This window comes from Ancrocorticia populi (assembly GCF_003123745.1).
In the GTDB taxonomy this organism is placed as follows: Bacteria; Actinomycetota; Actinomycetes; order Actinomycetales; family Actinomycetaceae; genus Ancrocorticia; species Ancrocorticia populi.
Genome location: NZ_QETB01000008.1, coordinates 51,125 through 64,609 on the forward strand (window position 1 = coordinate 51,125; position 13,485 = coordinate 64,609).

Below are 13,485 nucleotides of genomic sequence, written 5' to 3' on the forward strand. Positions count from 1 at the left end.
GGTGGAGGGCCGTGGGAGACTTAAGGCAGGAGGTTCGATGAAGGTAGAAGAATTGCTCGATCATCTAGATCCCGAGCAGCGTGAGGTGGCGAGGAGCTTGAACGGTCCGGTGTGCGTTCGGGCCGGAGCAGGCACTGGCAAGACCCGCGCGATTACCTACCGCATCGCTTACGGCGTGCATTCGGGGGCATTTGCTCCAGGTCATGTTCTTGCGGTTACCTTTACCTCGCGGGCAGCGGGGGAGCTGCGCTCGCGATTGCGGGATCTGGGGGTGAGCGGCGTGTCCGCTCAAACCTTCCATGCGGCGGCCCTGCGTCAGCTCTCCTTCTTCTGGGGGACCGCGGTGGGAGGGACCATCCCTCCCATTGCCGAGCACAAGGTTGCCTTGGTTTCTCAGGCGGCAAGCGAGCTGGGCATGCCCGTTGATCGGGTCGCGGTTCGGGATCTGGCGGCGGAAATCGAGTGGGCGAAGGTTTCGCTGGTCTCACCTGACAACTACGTGGAACGTGCCGCAAGCGCTGGCCACGGTGAGATCGCAGGGCATTCTCCCCATGAGATCCCGGCTCTCCTAAGGCTGTATGAGGATGTCAAGACGGAACGCCACGTTATTGATTTCGAGGATGTTCTTCTTCTTCTCGTGGGAATTATGCTGGATCGCCCCGACGTGGCGCGCCAAATCCGGGATCAGTACCGCCACTTCGTGGTGGACGAGTTCCAGGACGTTTCCCCGCTCCAGCACCGATTGCTCCAGTTGTGGTTGGGGGATCGCAAGGAACTTTGCGTGGTGGGGGACGTCTCGCAGACGATTTACTCCTTCACGGGCGCACGCTCGCACTATCTGGCACGGTTCACCGAGGAGTTTCCCAAGGCCAGAGTAATCGAACTCAATCGGGACTACCGGTCCACTCCACAGATCGTTGAGGCCGCCAATCAGGTGATCGCTGCCGACCGTTCCGAGGGGGCGGTGAGCCTGTCCTCTCAGCTACCTTCCTCCGTTCCAGTGCAGTGGAAAGAGTACCCGGACGATGAAGGCGAGGCCTCCGGCATCGTCGGCGAGATCCTGACCCTCAAAGAACAGGGCATCCCGCTTCAAGACATGGCGATTCTGTACCGCACCAACGCACAGTCTGCCCAGTTTGAGGCCGCTTTGGCTCAGGCGGGGGTTGGATACTCTGTGCGCGGCTCCGAACGCTTCTTCTCGCGGCGCGAGGTGCGCGAGGCGATGGTGGCAATGCGGGCGGCGGCCCGCTCGGGAGCCGAGGGCGATCTGCCCAACGTTGTGCGCACCGTGCTGCGGCAGATGGGATGGCGTGATGAGGCGCCGGATCAAGCCGGTGCAGCCCGTGAGCGGTGGGACGCGCTCAACGCTCTGCTCTCACTCGCCAAGGAGATGCAGGCGAAGCGCGGGGCTGGAATCACCGAGTTCGTGCAGGAGCTCGAAGAGCGAGCACTCATGCAAAACGCTCCGGAGATGGACGGCGTGACCCTCTCCTCCCTCCACGCAGCAAAGGGTTTGGAATGGGAAGCCGTGTTCTTGGCCGGGATGAGCGAGGGGCTCATGCCTATCTCGTTGGCCAAGGGTGAGGAAGGCACGGCTGAAGAGCGCCGGCTGCTTTACGTGGGGATTACCCGGGCGAAGCAGCACCTTCAGGTCTCCTATGCCAAGGGCAACGGCTCCCGCGCTAACCGCAAGGTGACACGGTTCTTGGACGGCATCTGGCCGGCACCGGAGAAGAAGGTATCACGCACTACGGACTACCGGCGCAGGAAGGCCCAAGCGCGTACCGACTTTACGAGGGACCACCCCGAAGATGTAGAACTACTGGAGCGCCTGGTCCAATGGCGCAGCGCCAAGGCAACCCAATTGGAGCGCCCGGCCTACACCGTTTTCCATGACACAACACTTAGGGCCATCGCGATTGCCAAGCCAGCCGGTATTCAGCAGCTCGGACGGATCAAGGGAATTGGCTCCACAAAACTCGAGGCATGGGGCGAGGAAGTTCTAGATATCGTCAACGGATAGCTCCGGGCCCTCAACCGCTCGAAGCTGAGACCGCTGGCCCGCAGCGGCGGGTAACGCGCTCGTCAAGGCGTTCACCATGGCCGCGTAAGACGTACACCCGCAGCGCGGGTGAGGCGGGTGAGAAGCGAGGAACGGAAACGTGGGCAGCGGCGGCACCCTCCACTGGGAATCATGGAGGGGATTACCGTGACCATCGAGCAGGCTGAGTATCGTGCGGGCCGCGATGCTGGCCGAAAGATCGCGGGTATCGCTGCTCAGATGGGGAGGAGAACCGGCCCGCGCCTGCGCCGCCAGAAAGCCCCATGCATCGTCCTGCTCAAGGCGGCTCTCGTGGAGACAACTCGCGCACACCGATCGGTGTGGTTCTACAAGTGGGCCCACACAGGTATCGATATCCTCCGTCCACGCCAGCAGGTGCGGGATGTCCTCTTCCATCCAACGTTCCGTGGCCGAGGCAAGGATGAGCCGTGAACCCGTCACCACCGCAACGTCTGGTGTGCCATCGCCTGTCACATCCACGTGGGGAGAGTACTGGCGTAGTAGCGTTGTCATTGCCCGCGTCCGTGACAAGCCATCCCATCGGGGCCACATCAGCGGGTGGTCCAGTCGCGAAACCGCAGCCCCGTCAGCGAAACTGAGATGCGAGATGCCGTTTTCTGCGAGCTTGAGCGCGATTGCGGTTCCGAGCGCGTCAAGATTATCGATGTGCACTCGCCACACGGTCCTGTCATTGGTGGCATTGTGCCGGGTAGGAGCCGGCGCATCGGTTCCTTCGAGAAGCCCGGCCCGGGCGAGCATTCCGAGAATCTCCGCCAACCGGGAAGAACTCATGCCGTACGCTTCGGCCACCGGGTGGAGCTCCGTGACGGTCCGCTCCTGAGTAAGGAGTGAGACGAATTCCTGCTCTTGGTGCGTCAGCCCCTCGATGATCGCGCCGACCCTTGGATCCAGGCCCACTTGGATCGTGTCGCGATCGCGCCAGTAGACGCCCAACTCCGGGATAATCCGCATCTGTTCCCCCACATCACGTCCTGATGATCTGAAGGCTAGACCGCTGGTGCTACCGCGAGGCAGTTTTCTCCCCAGCTGTGCATAGGTTCAGCGTCCGGCATCAATCTGTGATAGGCGCTCGCCATACAGGGCCATTCCCCAGTTTTGACGCAATCCCGGGAGCAGGTTGATCGGGGGTGGGTTGCTCGATAGCTATGAGTTGGCGGGCTGCTCGGGTGGGGTGTTGCCGTCGTCGCCCTTATCCTCGGACGTACCGGTATCCCCAAACTCGCCCTTATCCTCGGACTCGGGGGACCCTTCGCCGAAGGCGGGCTCGTGCGGGGCCTCGGAATCGGTGCCGCCCAGGAGCTCCTCCAAGAAGGCGTCCAGTTCGGCCTCAACCTCACTCGGCTCGGACATTTCGAAAAAGGACTCAGGTTCTTCGAGATGGTCAGCAGTGGGCAGAAGATCTGGGTGAGACCACAGGTGATCCCGCTCCTCCATACCCAAACGGTCCAGCGCCATACGCCAGAACGCCGCCGCCTCACGAATCTTACGCGGCTTGAGGTCCAGCCCAACGAGTGATCCGAACACGAGATTTACCGGAGAATTCGTGGCGGAGCGACGTGAGAACATTTCGCCAAGCGGGACGGCATGGGGGAGTTGGGCCGCTACGGCTCGCGCGGAAACGGCGCTCACCCAGCCCTCAACAAGCGAGAGTATGTGTTCGAGGCGGGCCAGAGACGCTTCCTGTGAGGGTGTATCGCTCGGAGTAAACAGGTTCCCGAGGTCCAGATTCTGCATGCTGTCCGGGGTGAAGTTCATCCCGCGCACTTGTTCCTCGATCGATTCCGTGTCGATCTCAATCTCTCTGGCGTAGGCCGCCACGGTGTCCAGTACCTGACGGCGCAACCACGGCACGCGGGAGTACAGCCGTGCCGCTGCCTGCTCGCGCACTGCAACGAAAAGGAGAACCTCGTTCTCTTCCGCGTCAAGGTCGCGGCCGAATTCGGTCACATTCGAGGGCACGAGCGCAGCAGTTTCGCCTTCAACCAGGGGAAGTCCTGCATCCGACGTACCGAAGGCCTGAGACGCCAGCTCTGCCAGCCCGGACCCAAACTGCATCCCGAGGACCGAGGAAATCATGGACTCCATCATCTGAGAGGGGTCCCCGCCCATCAGGTTCTTTAGCTCGTCCGGGGCGTGCTCCATCTGCTCGCTCATCGTGGCGATGAATGCGCGCGAAATGTTCTCACCCACCGGCTCCACGAGGCGCCTAAAGGTGGGGAGCGTGTGTGCGAGCCAATCCAGCCGATTCCACGCCTGACTCGGGCCCCCGCACGGATCGATATCCGTTGCCGGGTCCAGCCACAGATTGGCAGTTTGAAGACTTGAGCGTGCCTGATCACCCTCGGTTGTGGAAAGTGAATCGTAGTGATCGCGTTGGATCGTTTCGCGAGCCACCTGCTCTGCGATCTTCCAATTGACCGGCCCCTCGCCCGAGGAACCGAGCATTGCACGCACCTGAGAAACGACCTGATTGAAGTTGGCGGGGTCCATCATCTGCTGCATCTGCTCACCCGGATCAATGCCCTGGCTCCGCATTTGCCCGATGATCTGTTCGGCGGCTTCGTCCCCCAAGACCGCCCGGAGCATCTTCTCCCACTGATCAGAGTTTTCGCTCATGACGCCTCCTTCATTCTCCAGCCTCTAGCCTACTGGTCACGGAGAACATCGTGCACCTGATACGCCGAGGGCGTGACATCCACTGAGAACGTCTGGTGAATTCACAGTTCGATGCGGCATGATGGCACCGTGCTCAAACAACGTCGCCTCTACATCTCCGGTGGAATCTTCGGACTCGCGGCCTGTGTCTCGCTCGTGTTGCCCGGATCTTTCATGATCGAGCAGGCCGGCCCAGCCCTTGACGTAACCGGGGATGTAGATGGCGTCCAGCTCCTCGATATCTCCGGGACGGATACCTATTCTTCCGATACTCAGCTCTATATGACCACCGTGAGCGCTTTTGGAAATGCGGATTACGGGGTGTCCGGCGCGCAAGCGCTTCTTGCCCTCGGTTCGGCCGAGCAGCAGCTCATCCCCGTCCGCGCCATGTACGCCAAGGAAGAATCTGCCAGCGATGTGGACGAACGCAACGCCGCAATGATGACAAGCTCGCAGGATTCAGGAACCGTTGCGGGGCTGGAGGCCGCGGGCATGGAGGTGCCGATGACTCTCGTGGTTGCCGGCACGGACGAAGCATCGGGCGCCGCTGACAAGCTTGCCGAAAACGATGTCCTCACCAGTATCGAGGTTGACGGCACTACCACCGAGATCACCACATTTTCGGATCTTTCCGCGGTTCTCCGGGACGCCCCAGCGGGAACCGACGTGACCGTGGGGTTCACCCGGGACGGCACGGCCAAGGAGGCGACCTTCGCCACGCAGGCCTACGAAACGGACAACACCGGCTGGGATCAGCCCGGCTCACGGCTGGGTGTTTACCTCACGCCGAGCGATCTGGAATTCCCCGTGGATGTCACTTACGGAGTTGAGAACATTGGGGGGCCATCGGCCGGTACGATGTTTGCGCTCGCGATCTACGATGATCTCACGGAGGGATCGCTGGGAGGCGACTCCAAGATCGCTGGCACCGGGACCATGTCCTTCGCCGGTGAGGTCGGAGCCATCGGCGGCGTTCAGCACAAGATGGTGGGTGCCGCTTCCGAGGGCGCCGAATACTTCCTCTCTCCGGCTACGAATTGTGCGGAAACCGTTGGCTACGAGCCCGCTGGCATGGAGGTCTTCTCGATCCGGACGCTTCAGGACGCGATCGATGCCACTGAAGCGATCGGCGCGGGGGATACGAGTTCGTTGACCACCTGTGCGCAGGTCGCTGCCGATTCGCCAGAGAATTAACGCCGACGACGTTTCCTCCCGCACGCTCCAAGCGCGCTAAGCACGTACTCCTGTACGTGCTTTCCCCGAGGATTGACGCAATCTCGGGTTTTTCTCATTACCCGGTTACTCGAAGGTGTGGCGCAATGCCTCCACCAGCTCCGGCACCAAGTCCACTGACCCCAGCACCGAATCATCCGCATCAAACGATTTCATTCGCAACGCACACCACGATTCGCCACTGCGCATCACGCCAACTGCCATCCGGACGTCCTCGCGGCGCTCGTCGGTTGCCAAGAATTGTTCGGCTTCCGCCGGATCGGTCGGAATATCGGCCTCGGCCTCCGGCGGCAGCGTGATCCGCTCGCAAGTGACGGCAGCGCCGGCCACGCCCTCTGGCCATGCAAGCTGAGCGAGTAGTGACTCAACCGAATCGGCGGGTGGGAGTTCCTCCTGCTCAACGGAGAAGAGGGATTCTTCGCTTTCCGCCGCATTGAGCGAGACATCGGCGGGCAGCTCCTCGGAAAGCTCAGGATGATCGGCCAGCGCCTCGGCGCTCCGGATCAGAGCGAATACTCTGATCGGGCCATCCCAGCCATACCCGGCAACGTAATGCTCGATCTCTCGGACTGCTTCTTTGATGGATTCTTGGCGTGTAGTCACCCAGCAATCTTCTCATGATTGCGTGAGGGTTGCGTGAGGAGATGGGTTTCGTCGTTGTCGGAAAAAATTGAGTACTTGCCCACTGTAACGGCGGTGTGGCGGCGAAAACTTTGGAACCGGCTCCTTACGTGGAGTATGGCTGCCTGTGAAATGGGCGCTGAGTCGGCTAGATTTATCTAGAGTGGCGCAGGTTTTGTGCCCAGTACGTAACGACACCAATGAGGTAACGGCTTGTCTACATCTACCGCGCCAGATCCGCGGCGTCCACAAAGGTCGGGCAATAGCTCGGGATTTGGAAACGTCTTCATCCCCACGCTTATCGTTCTGGCGGTTCTTCTGTTCGCCATCACTATCTTCGCCAACGTGTGGACGGAGGTGAAGTGGTTTGATCAGCTTGATGCTGTGCGCGTGTTCTGGACCCAATGGGGTTGGGCGATCGCGCTTGGCGTGCTCGGGACATTGCTGGTTGGTCTCGTGGTGTATCTCAACCTTCGGCTCGCGCTGCCGAAGGGCGATATCGAGGATAGTTCCAGCGGTACCGCGCGGTATCGCCAGCAAGTAGAACAGCACCGGTGGCTGGTGCGGCTGGTTGTCCCGCTGGTGGTTGGTCTTATCTTCGGTGCCCCGCTAGCAGGGGAGTGGCGTACGTACGTTATGTGGCTCTACCGCACCTCTTTCGGGGAGGTAGATCCTGAGTTCGGCCAGGATGTTTCGTTCTACGTGTTCTCGTTGCCGGTGCTGCAGTCCTTGCTTTCTCTGGCTACCACCCTCATTGTGTTGGCCCTCATCGCGGCTATCGCTATGCACTACCTGTACGGAGGAATTAGTCAGGATAACGGAAAGCTAACTTTGACGCGGCGGGCGCGAATTCACTTTGGTGTGCTCGGCGCCTTGGCATCAGTAGTTGTTGCTGGTTTCTTCTGGTTGAGCCGATACAACATGCTGTTGGCGGATAATGACAAGTTCTCCGGTGCGTCGTTCACTGACATCAATGCCTCGCTGCCAGGCCGGACCGTACTGGCGATCGTTGCTCTGCTTGTTGGTATTCTCTTTGTCTTGGCTGCCGTCAAGGGGCTGTGGAAGCTTGCTGGCACGGGCATCGCCGTTGGGCTTGTGACGATGCTGGTTGTTTCATGGGCCTACCCGGCACTTGTTCAGAACTTCCAGGTGACGCCGAACGCGGTGGAGAAGGAATCGCCTTACATCCAGCGCAATATCGATGCAACACTGGATGCCTATGGTCTGGACGATGTTGAGACCACCACATATTCGGCGCGTACCGACGCCGAGGCTGGGCAGCTTCAAGAGGACGCGCAGGCCACGGCTCAGATCCGTTTGCTCGATCCAACCATCGTTTCCCCAACCTTTAATCAGCTCCAGCAGAATCGCCAGTACTACCAGTTTGCTGATCAGCTGGCCGTTGATCGCTACAACATCGACGATTCTGAACGCGACACGGTGATTGCCGTGCGCGAGCTGAACCTCACCGGGCTGGACGATTCCCAGCGCACCTGGGTGAACGACCACACGGTGTACACACATGGATTCGGCGTTGCGGCCGCTTACGGCAACACGTCCACCACGCGTGGCGCTCCACAGTTCTTCCAGAAGGGCATTCCGTCCACCGGCGAACTGGGGAATTACGAGCCCCGTGTGTACTTCGGACAGAACGTCCCGGAGTACTCGATCGTTGGCGCTCCAGACAATGTGGATCCGTGGGAGATTGACTACCCGGACGACGATGCTGAGAACGGCGTTGTGTATTCGACCTACTTGGGGGATGGTGGCCCCGCGATCTCCAACATGTTCGAAAAGCTGATGTTCTCCATCAAATTCCGTTCTACGGACATGTTCTTCTCAGACCGTGTGACCAGCGAATCACAGATCCTGTACACGCGTGATCCTCAGGAGCGCGTTTCTAAGGTAGCTCCATACCTGACCCTCGATTCGAAGGCATATCCGGCAGTTGTGGATATGGATAATAACGAGGAAACACCTAAGCGGCTCGTGTGGATCGTGGATGCGTACACTACCTCCAATAACTATCCGTATTCGGCTCGGGCTTCACTTGAGAGTGCCACATCCGATTCGATGACGAGCAGTTCGGATGCCTTCGGGCAGCCGGAAGAAGTCAACTACATCCGTAACTCCGTCAAGGCCGTTGTAGATGCCTATGACGGCAGCGTCACGCTATATCAGTGGGACGAGGAAGATCCCGTTCTCAAGGCATGGAGCAAGATCTTCCCAGATATGCTCACGCCGGTAGATGACATGACGGGCGATCTCATGTCCCACGTGCGTTACCCCGAGGATATGTTCAAGGTGCAGCGCACCCTGATGACTCAGTACCACGTGACTGATGCTGCCTCGTTCTACTCTGGTGGCGATTTCTGGAACGTCCCGAACGAGCCGACCGAGGGCGATACTGCTAATCCGCAGCAGCAACCGCCGTACTACCTGACGCTACAGATGCCAGAACAAGACAGTGCCGAGTTCTCGCTTTCCACTGCCTTTATTCCGGGTGGTACAACGAAGCGCAACGTCATGACAGGATTCATGGCGGCAGATGCTAATGCAGGTAACGAGGCCGGGAAGGTGCGTGATGGCTACGGCAAGCTGAGAGTGCTCGAGCTGCCTCGCGACCTCACGGTGCCGGGGCCCGGCCAGGCACAGAACAACTTCCTGACCGATTCCACCGTCTCGCGTGAACTGAACTTGTTGCGCCAAGGCGGAACGGACGTCCAGATGGGTAACCTGCTGACTTTGCCGGTTGGCGGTGGACTCCTATACGTCCAGCCCGTCTATGTGGCCGCATCTTCCGGTACCACATACCCGTTGCTGCAGTACGTTCTGACCTCCTTCGGTGACGGCAACCCGATCGGATTCGGAGCCACCCTCGAAGAGGCACTCGATCAGACCTTCGGCGGCGATTCCGGTGCCGAGGCGGGCGATGCCGGCGTATCCGGGCAGAAGGAAGACGTGACCGGCGGCGAGACTGAAGAGCCAGATGACGAGGCCACAGCAGAGCCAACCGAGGAGCCGACGGACGAATCGACCGAGGAGCCGGCAGATGATTCCACGTCCGGACCCGTTCTGGATGCCCAGCAGCAGCTTGATACCGCCCTTTCCAAGGCCGACCAGGCGATGCAGGATTCTAGCGACGCCATGGCGAACAACGATTGGGAAGCTTACGGCAAGGCTCAGGACGAGCTACAGGCTGCCATCGAGGATGCGATTGCGGCCAAGCAGGAGCTGGAAGGCTAGTCGGGTTGGCTAGCTGACCTGGTTGATCTGGATGGTTCAGCTAGCCGACTGATTGGATCTGGTGAGGGCCCCTTTACACCTTGACGGCCACGAGTAGAACTGTGGCGCTCAGGGTAGGGAGGGGCCCTCACTCTTTTTGCACCGCGCTGGCTTGGTGCCGGCTTCATGGCTACGGGTAGAGACGTGCGCTCGGGGATGACTTAAGGCGTTTCAGTTTGTTCCCGATTCTCATGTGAGAAGTGGCACGGGGCTGTGGGTTGCTGGGGAGCGGGGGCGTTTGTAGACTAGATGAGTCGCCGCGGGGTGGAGCAGTTCGGTAGCTCGCCGGGCTCATAACCCGGAGGTCGTTGGTTCAAATCCAGCCCCCGCCACTGATGAAGAAGGACCGGTGCCAGTTGGTGCCGGTCCTTCTGTATGTGCAGTTATTGTCCAACCGTAGGCAAGGTTTCTGAGGGCGTACCTGAGAGAGCGGCATCGCTGGCTTCTGCGCGCTCGCTGTGTAGCTCCGCGTTCAGGATTCCTCCCAACAGGACGGCGATGCTGGCGAGCCAGAGCCACAGAACGGACACGAGAATGACACTCAGCATCTGCCCCGCAGCCGCAACAAGTGCCCCGCCGTTTGCGGCAGAATCAATGGCCGTAGGAGTGAACTCCTGCACGTAGAAAATGAACCCGGTGGAAACGAGCACCACTCCGAGGATACCGAAGACGGTTCCCGGTAGACAATGCTTCCACGTGGTTTTGACGTTCGGTCCGTAACGGTACAGCAGGGTGAGGAAGGAAGCGCCGATAAGAAAGACCAGTGGCCACTGTAAAATGCGCCATGTGGTCTCAAAGGCAGTGGTCAGTCCCAGCCATTCCACCAGCGCCTCAATCTGCAGAAGAGGGCCCACAACCAGCAAGAAGGCAATAACAACTACTGTGATTAGACCGGTGATGGTGAAGCCGAATCCGAGGAGATACTGAACCACGATGTGATGCCGAGAGGTCACGCGATACGCATCGTCTAGGGCTCGCACCGCAGCCCGAAAGACTCGGCTTGCCAGATAGAGAGTGATGATTCCGGCGCCGATGGCGATTGATCCGCGGCCGTCAGTCAGAAGCCCATCTACCAATGGCGCCAGAATGTTGCTGGCAACCTGTTGGGAGAAGACGGTGGTTAGTGCGTTGACGATGGAGGACCGGATCTGATCGATCTGCGCCGCGCCAACGATGTTCTGCAAGAAGCCGAGACTGGCTCCCAGCGCCGTGGTGATGGGGACGATCGAGATCAGGGCGTAGTAGCTCATCTCCGCAGCTAGGCCTGTTACTCGTACATCGCCGGCACGGAAGATTGTTCTGACTACAGCAGCCAGTACATTTGTTTGCCTCACATGCCACGGTGATGCATCAGCCCGAGCAGTAATGCGCTTGCGGATACTTGGACCCGTGGGTATTGGTGAGCGAATTTCTCTATGCTTAGCAACGGCTTTGACAATGAGCCCGGTGATCATGGTGAGCAAGGTACCGCCAGTAGCCGTGGCGATTCCTGCGATAATCGTTTGCGCAGCACCGGTGTTCATCCCGCTGACGGCAACGATGGAGAGCGCTGCTGCTATCAATACGGTGAGCGTTGAGGCGGGTGGAGGTAAGGGCCCGACAATGAGAGGCACACGCCGCACCGCCACGGCGCATACGATCACCACGGTGAGGGCGGTGGCAATTGTGACGAGCATGGCTCCACGCTACCGGTATAGGGCTCAATCTGAGGAATCGAGCCTTTGCTAGCCAGACTCAAACACAACGCGGCCTTCTCACACTTCTCGCGCCCAAGCGTCACAGCCGCGAACCGCGGCTGGATCAAAGCTATAGGGAAGTGTCCAACGATTTATCGTTGCTTGAGAGTTGGCGTGACGTTCTCAGATTAGATGGGATAGATTCAATAGATGAATGACTATACTCCCACAACGGCTTTTGTATTTGGTGGGGGAGGTGTGCGGGGTGCAGTTGAAGTAGGGATGCTGAAAGCGCTGCTTGAACGGGGTGTATACCCTGACCTCGTGGTTGGCACATCGGTGGGAGCGATGAATGCGGCCGCACTGGCTCAGAACCCAACCCTTGAAGTGATCGATACACTCATCGAAGCATGGAGTTCCCCCGAGGCAGCGGCGATTTACGGAGAGGGCATCTTCAGTCAGGCGGGTCGCGCCCTACGGACTCACACCCATCTGAATTCGCCCGAGCCGATTCGCCAACTGGCAAAGAAGATCTTGAACGGGGACGTTTCATTCGAAGATTTAGCTGTCCCCCTTCAGGTGGTTGCTGCCAGCATCGAACGCGCGTCGGAGCACGTCTTCGCCTCTGGCCCAGTGATCCCGGCGCTGCTCGCGTCCACGGCGGTGCCCGGCCTCTTTCCTCCAGCTCAGGTGGGTGACGAACACTTTATAGACGGTGGCATGGTGAACTCGATTCCTCTTTCTCCCGCTATCAACGCTGGAGCGAAAGAAATCTATGTGATGCAGGTGGGCCGGATTGAGGAGCCACTCGATGTCCCACGAACACCGGTAGATACGGCACGCGTGGCATTTGAAATATCGCGACGTCACCGATTCTTTGAAGATCTGGAAGATTGCCCGGAAGGTGTGGAGATTTTTGTGCTTCCGAGCGGTGGTCGTCTCAAGAAGGATGATGGCCCGATGGCGTACAAGGATGTGGCTCAGGCCCGGGCCCGGATCGATCGCGCCTACCGTGCCTCGGCTGTTTACCTTGCAGAACACAGTGAGCACTCTAGGCGGACTGCGGGGTATGACACGTGAGGGTTCCCCCGTTATGGGTGCGTCGAGCACTGATCGCTCCGGGAATCGTGATCTTAGCTTTGCTTATGGTGGCGAGTATGCCCTTGTGGTTGCTTGTGGCACTTCTTCTCGCGTCGCTGGTTCCCGGCTTTATGCGAATCCCACGCATCCTCTTTCTGGTCACTGTCTATCTTGTGTGGGATGCATGTGTGGTGGTCACGATGTTTGTCTTGTGGATCGCCTCTGGCTTCGGCTGGAAAATCGAATCGCCACGGTTCATTCGTACCCATTACGTCGTGGGCGGGTTCGCACTTCGTATTCTCTTTCGTGCCTTCGTTCGCGTATTGCGGTTGCGGATTATTACAGCGGGAAACGACGACGATCCTGCCTCCGCGAAACAATCCTTCCGTGAATTGTTTCAACCGTGAAGCGGCCTGGGGTTGGTGGAGGTTGTTGTTAGGCGGCCACGAGGCTGTGGCCTTGGTGTGTTTGATGGTACTGGGTTTCGTATTCGATGGGTGGAGTATTCCCGCATCCAGTGTGGAGGCGGTGGGTGTTGTACCAGTACACCCACTCGGCCGTAGCCCTCTCGACGTGGCTCCAGTCTTCCCATCTCGCGTTCTGGAAGTCGATGAGCTCGGTCTTATAAAGACCGATGGTTGATTCCATCAACGCGTTATCGTAAGCATCTCCAACCGTCCCGATCGAACCAGTGATCCCGGCCTCGTGAAGCTGTTTGGAGAAAGCCAGAGACGTGTATTGAGATCCCGCATCGGAATGGTGAATCAATCCCTTGGTAGTGAATGCACTATCGTGGCGGGCTCTGATGAACAAGGCTTGTTGCAGTGCTGAGGTCACGAGTGTGGTGGTTTT

The 13,485-nt window shown here is 59.3% G+C and carries 10 protein-coding genes and 1 tRNA gene; 6 read left to right on the forward strand and 5 right to left on the reverse strand.

Going from position 1 to position 13,485, the window contains the following annotated elements:
• Positions 1-37: 37 nt before the first annotated feature.
• Positions 38-2,023, forward strand: a complete 1,986-nt coding sequence (locus DD236_RS11885; RefSeq protein WP_109094612.1) for an ATP-dependent DNA helicase UvrD2 — start codon at positions 38-40, stop codon at positions 2,021-2,023.
• Here the strand turns inward: DD236_RS11885 and DD236_RS11890 are convergent.
• Both DD236_RS11890 and DD236_RS11895 read right to left on the reverse strand, forming a co-directional pair.
• The gene (locus tag DD236_RS11890; protein ID WP_133246104.1) at positions 2,003-3,046 is read right to left on the reverse strand and encodes a hypothetical protein; all 1,044 of its coding nucleotides are present in this window, start codon (positions 3,044-3,046) and stop codon (positions 2,003-2,005) included. The two genes, DD236_RS11885 and DD236_RS11890, sit on opposite strands and share 21 nt — an antisense overlap.
• A 180-nt stretch (positions 3,047-3,226) precedes the next feature.
• Positions 3,227-4,699 (reverse strand): zinc-dependent metalloprotease, encoded by a 1,473-nt coding sequence (locus DD236_RS11895; RefSeq protein ID WP_109094614.1) that lies wholly within the window; start codon positions 4,697-4,699, stop codon positions 3,227-3,229.
• A gap of 129 nt (positions 4,700-4,828) precedes the next feature.
• Here DD236_RS11895 and DD236_RS11900 point away from each other — a divergent pair, with 129 nt between their 5' ends.
• The gene (locus tag DD236_RS11900) at positions 4,829-5,932 is read left to right on the forward strand and encodes a YlbL family protein (RefSeq protein ID WP_243410312.1); all 1,104 of its coding nucleotides are present in this window, start codon (positions 4,829-4,831) and stop codon (positions 5,930-5,932) included.
• Between the two features lie 105 nt (positions 5,933-6,037).
• Here DD236_RS11900 and DD236_RS11905 read toward each other — a convergent pair whose 3' ends face one another.
• A complete protein-coding gene (locus DD236_RS11905; protein ID WP_109094616.1) occupies positions 6,038-6,574 on the reverse strand; it encodes a PPA1309 family protein in 537 nt (178 codons plus the stop codon).
• Between the two features lie 231 nt (positions 6,575-6,805).
• On the opposite strand from DD236_RS11905, the gene DD236_RS11910 reads away from it, so the two are divergent.
• Positions 6,806-9,838, forward strand: coding sequence for a UPF0182 family membrane protein (locus tag DD236_RS11910; protein WP_243410313.1), 3,033 nt, complete (start codon positions 6,806-6,808; stop codon positions 9,836-9,838).
• A gap of 297 nt (positions 9,839-10,135) precedes the next feature.
• Positions 10,136-10,209, forward strand: a tRNA-Met gene (locus DD236_RS11915).
• Positions 10,210-10,260: 51 nt separating this feature from the next.
• Here DD236_RS11915 and DD236_RS11920 read toward each other — a convergent pair.
• A complete protein-coding gene (locus DD236_RS11920) occupies positions 10,261-11,553 on the reverse strand; it encodes a YihY/virulence factor BrkB family protein (RefSeq protein ID WP_109094617.1) in 1,293 nt (430 codons plus the stop codon).
• A 210-nt stretch (positions 11,554-11,763) separates the two neighbouring features.
• Between DD236_RS11920 and DD236_RS11925 the strand changes: the two genes are divergently transcribed.
• Together DD236_RS11925 and DD236_RS11930 are read left to right on the forward strand one after the other, a co-directional pair.
• Positions 11,764-12,633 (forward strand): patatin-like phospholipase family protein, encoded by an 870-nt coding sequence (locus DD236_RS11925; RefSeq protein ID WP_109094618.1) that lies wholly within the window; start codon positions 11,764-11,766, stop codon positions 12,631-12,633.
• A 77-nt stretch (positions 12,634-12,710) separates the two neighbouring features.
• Positions 12,711-13,040, forward strand: a complete 330-nt coding sequence (locus tag DD236_RS11930; protein WP_109094619.1) for a hypothetical protein — start codon at positions 12,711-12,713, stop codon at positions 13,038-13,040.
• Between the two features lie 28 nt (positions 13,041-13,068).
• On the opposite strand, the gene DD236_RS11935 is transcribed toward DD236_RS11930, so the two are convergent.
• Positions 13,069-13,485, reverse strand: a 417-nt coding sequence (locus DD236_RS11935) for an integrase core domain-containing protein (RefSeq protein WP_165819919.1), incomplete at its 5' end; no start/stop codon positions are given.

Excerpts from the sequence above, each read along its gene's own strand:
- DD236_RS11885 (WP_109094612.1), top strand. The coding sequence starts at position 38 with ATGAAGGTAGAAGAATTGCTCGATCATCTAGATCCCGAGCAGCGTGAG.
- DD236_RS11895 (WP_109094614.1), bottom strand. The coding sequence starts at position 4,699 with ATGAGCGAAAACTCTGATCAGTGGGAGAAGATGCTCCGGGCGGTCTTG.
- DD236_RS11920 (WP_109094617.1), bottom strand. The coding sequence starts at position 11,553 with ATGCTCGTCACAATTGCCACCGCCCTCACCGTGGTGATCGTATGCGCC.
- DD236_RS11925 (WP_109094618.1), top strand. The coding sequence starts at position 11,764 with ATGAATGACTATACTCCCACAACGGCTTTTGTATTTGGTGGGGGAGGT.
- DD236_RS11930 (WP_109094619.1), top strand. The coding sequence starts at position 12,711 with ATGCCCTTGTGGTTGCTTGTGGCACTTCTTCTCGCGTCGCTGGTTCCC.